Raw genomic sequence first — 3,052 nt, 5'->3', positions numbered from 1 at the left:
TGCCCGACCCCGCCGCGGGGTAGCGTGCCGGGGCGGCGAGCTCCCTGCGGTACGCTTCCCGAGGAGGAACCCATGCACACAACCGAGTCCCACAACGGGATCACCATTCGTCCTGCCCGCACCGCTGACATCCCCGCGATCATGCGGCTGATGGAGCCGCTGGTCGAGCGACGAATCCTGCTCGGGAAGGACATGGTGGTCATGTACGAGGCGGTGCAGGAGTTCCTCGTCGCCGAGGACGAGGCGGGGCGGGTCATCGGATACGGCGCGCTGCACGTGCTGTGGGAGCACCTCGGCGAGGTGCGCACGCTCGGCGTCAGCGAGGAGTTCCTCGGCCGGGGCGTGGGCGGACGCCTGCTCGCCGCCCTGGAGGAGGAGGCGCGCGCGCTCGGCCTGAGCCGGTTGTTCTGCCTCACCTTCGAGGTGCCGTTCTTCACGAAGCACGGCTTCGAGGAGATGGTCGAGGGGGACAAGCCGGTCATCGCGGCCGATGTCTACGCGGAGCTGCTGCGCTCCCCGGATGAGGGCGTGGCCGAGTTCCTGGACCTGGCCCGCGTGAAGCCGAACACGCTCGGCAACACCCGCCTGCTCAAAAAACTGGGCTGATCCTGCTTGCTGACCGCGCTCCGCGGGGTGTCGGCGAGCCGTTTTCCCGCTTCCTGGTTACCCTGAGGGCATGTCGTCCCTGCGCGAGCCGGTCGGTCCGGAACAGAAGCGGGTCTATCTCCGCCGTCGCCTTGTGGTGCTCGCGGGCCTGCTCGCCATCGTCCTCGCGATCGTGCTCATCGTCGTGAAGGTCAGCGCGGGCGGGGCCCCGGCCGACGAAAAAGAGCCGGTTGCGCTGCCCGAGGGCGTCGCGGAGAGCCCCAACGGCGGCGGGAAGACGAAGAGCGACGCCCCGAAGGGCGACGGGTCGCAGGAGTGCGCCGCGGGAAACGTCGCGGTCACCCCGATCACCGACCAGCAGAGCTACGCTTCCGGCGAGCAGCCCCAATTTTCGCTCTCCGTCGAGCTCACCGCGGACGAGCCCTGCACGATCGACCTCGGCACTGAGGGCATGGTGTTTCGGGTGCTGAGCGGCACGGAGCAGTACTGGATTTCGACCGACTGCCAGACCTCGCCCGACTCCCGCCCTGTGATCCTGCAGCCCGGCGAGGCCCTCACGACGGAGCCCTTCTCCTGGGAGCGCACGCGCAGTTCGCCCGACACCTGCTCCTCGGAGCGTGACCCCGTGCCCGACGGGGGCGTTTCGTACCACCTGACCGCGACCGCGGGCGGCGTCGAGTCCCGGGCCACGGCCCAGTTCATCCTGAACTAGCGCGGACTGGCTGGCTCGCAGCCTGGGTGCCGCAGGCCTCCACGCCGTGATTCGTCCCCGGGGCGGCCGGGGGCGGAGGAGCCCCGACGGGAGTCGGCTAGGGTTCAAGCAGGGCTGGGGTCGTGAGGAGACACAGAATGACACACACCGAAATTGACGTTGCCGAGTGGCTGAACGCGAAGATCATCGAGAACGGGTCGGAGCCGACGAAGCTGCGGGACGCGGTGCGGATGATCGAGGACGAGTTTGGGGCCGACTGGGTATACGTCAACGGCAACGGCGTGCAGGCGATCAGCGCCAAGGTGCTGGACGCGCGCCGGGCCCTCGGCGAGGACCGGATCAGCTGGCACGGCAAGCGCCGCTTCTGGACCTTCTCGGGCTAAGCCTCCTCGCCATCGCTACGCGTAGCGGGGCTGAGCGGGGAGCGTGCGGGCGGACTCGGCCGCGCGATGCTGCTCCAGGGCGCGCAGGGCGAGCCAGAGCTCCGCTCGATCGTCCGGGTCATCGAGCGACCGTCCGCTGAGCGACTCGACCCGTTCGAGCCGGTTCCGGAGCGTATTCCGGTGCACGCTCAGCTCGCTCGCCGCGGGGCCGCGTTGCCCGTTGTGGCGGAGGAACGCGGCGAGGGTGTCGCGCAGGGTTGCCGCCTCCTCCGCGCTGAGCGGCGGCTCCGCCGCGCCGGGTTCAGTCGACCCCGCCGGGGCGTCCCCGGGGAGGGTCGCGAGGGGGCCGAGCAGCTGCGCGCCGGGCCGGTCCGCGGCAAGCGAGAGCAGCGCGGTGAGGACGGGGCCCTCGCGTTCCGCCCAGCGCACGCGGGCCGCGCGGCCCTGACCGCTGAGCAGGGGAGCGACCTCGGGCAGCCGGGCGAGCGCGGAGAGCCAGCTCGCCGTGATCTCAGCGAGGGCGGTCTGGCGGCCCACGATGGCGTCCAGGCGGTGTCGCCCGGCCAGCGCAAGCACCGCGCCGAGCGCGTCGCCGTCGGCGGGGCAGAGCACCCAGAGGGGCAGCGCCGGGTGCGCGCGCCCAAGCCGGTCGTGCCGGGCCGCGAACCACGCCGGGAGGAACGCGGGATCGCCCTGGAACGCGGCGAGGCTCTCCGCGTCCCCGGTGAAGCCGATGACGCGGGCCGCGGCGGGGAGCCGCTCCTCCGGGGCGAGCACGGCAAGCGCGGTCCGCGCCGCGGCCACGTCGCCCCGGAGCAGAAGCACGGCGATGCGTTCTCGACGCTCGCGGTCCTCGGCGTCGAAGGCCAGGCTTCGCTCCTCTTGCAGGCTGAGCACGAGGGCGGCCGCGGTCACCGCGCTCTGCTCGGCGGGCGTCGGCGGACGCGCGCCCGAGGTGACGAGGGAGCGCCCGCTGTTGCTGTGCAGGCCGAGCCCGTGCATCGCCCAGAAGCGATCCGGCGTGCTCTCGCCGTGGCTCCCGGGGCCGCCGGTGGCTCGACTCCGCGCCGCATCGGCCATCCCCGGGCGGGGCACAAAGCCCTGCGTGTGTGCCTCGATCGCACCATCCGCGCGGTACACGGCGGCCTCGGCGCCCGTCGCCGCGCGCAGGCTCGCCAGCACGCCGCCCGTGCCCTTGGCGGTGAATGCCTGGCCGAGGATCCGGCGCTGCTGGGCGAGCACGCGCTGGGTGGCGCGCAGTTCGTCGTTGCCGAGCAGCTGGGCCACGGCCTTCGAGACGGCGATAAACGGGGTCGGCGGCGGCACCTCGAAGAGCGCCAGCCGGTACTGC

4 protein-coding genes are annotated in these 3,052 nt (G+C 72.4%); 3 read left to right on the top strand and 1 reads right to left on the bottom strand.

The features are described from left to right. Nucleotides 1-72 precede the first annotated feature (72 nt). The 3 genes from OOT08_RS07070 (at nt 73) to OOT08_RS07060 (ending at nt 1,701) form a co-directional block, all read left to right on the top strand. Nucleotides 73-606: an amino-acid N-acetyltransferase gene (locus tag OOT08_RS07070; protein ID WP_325091893.1), complete on the top strand. Its 534-nt coding sequence runs from the start codon at nt 73-75 to the stop codon at nt 604-606. A 70-nt stretch (nt 607-676) separates the two neighbouring features. Further along, nucleotides 677-1,318, top strand: coding sequence for a hypothetical protein (locus OOT08_RS07065; RefSeq protein WP_325091892.1), 642 nt, complete (start codon nt 677-679; stop codon nt 1,316-1,318). A gap of 137 nt (nt 1,319-1,455) precedes the next feature. Further along, nucleotides 1,456-1,701, top strand: coding sequence for a DUF6953 family protein (locus OOT08_RS07060; RefSeq protein ID WP_325091891.1), 246 nt, complete (start codon nt 1,456-1,458; stop codon nt 1,699-1,701). A gap of 15 nt (nt 1,702-1,716) precedes the next feature. On the opposite strand, the gene OOT08_RS07055 is transcribed toward OOT08_RS07060, so the two are convergent. Beyond that, nucleotides 1,717-3,052 (bottom strand): PucR family transcriptional regulator (locus OOT08_RS07055; protein WP_325091890.1); only part of this gene is annotated, 1,336 nt, incomplete at its 5' end.

It is taken from the genome of Leucobacter sp. M11 (genome assembly GCF_035726885.1).
In the GTDB taxonomy this organism is placed as follows: Bacteria; Actinomycetota; Actinomycetes; order Actinomycetales; family Microbacteriaceae; genus JAPFRB01.
This window is presented reverse-complemented; position numbering and strand designations above follow the sequence as displayed.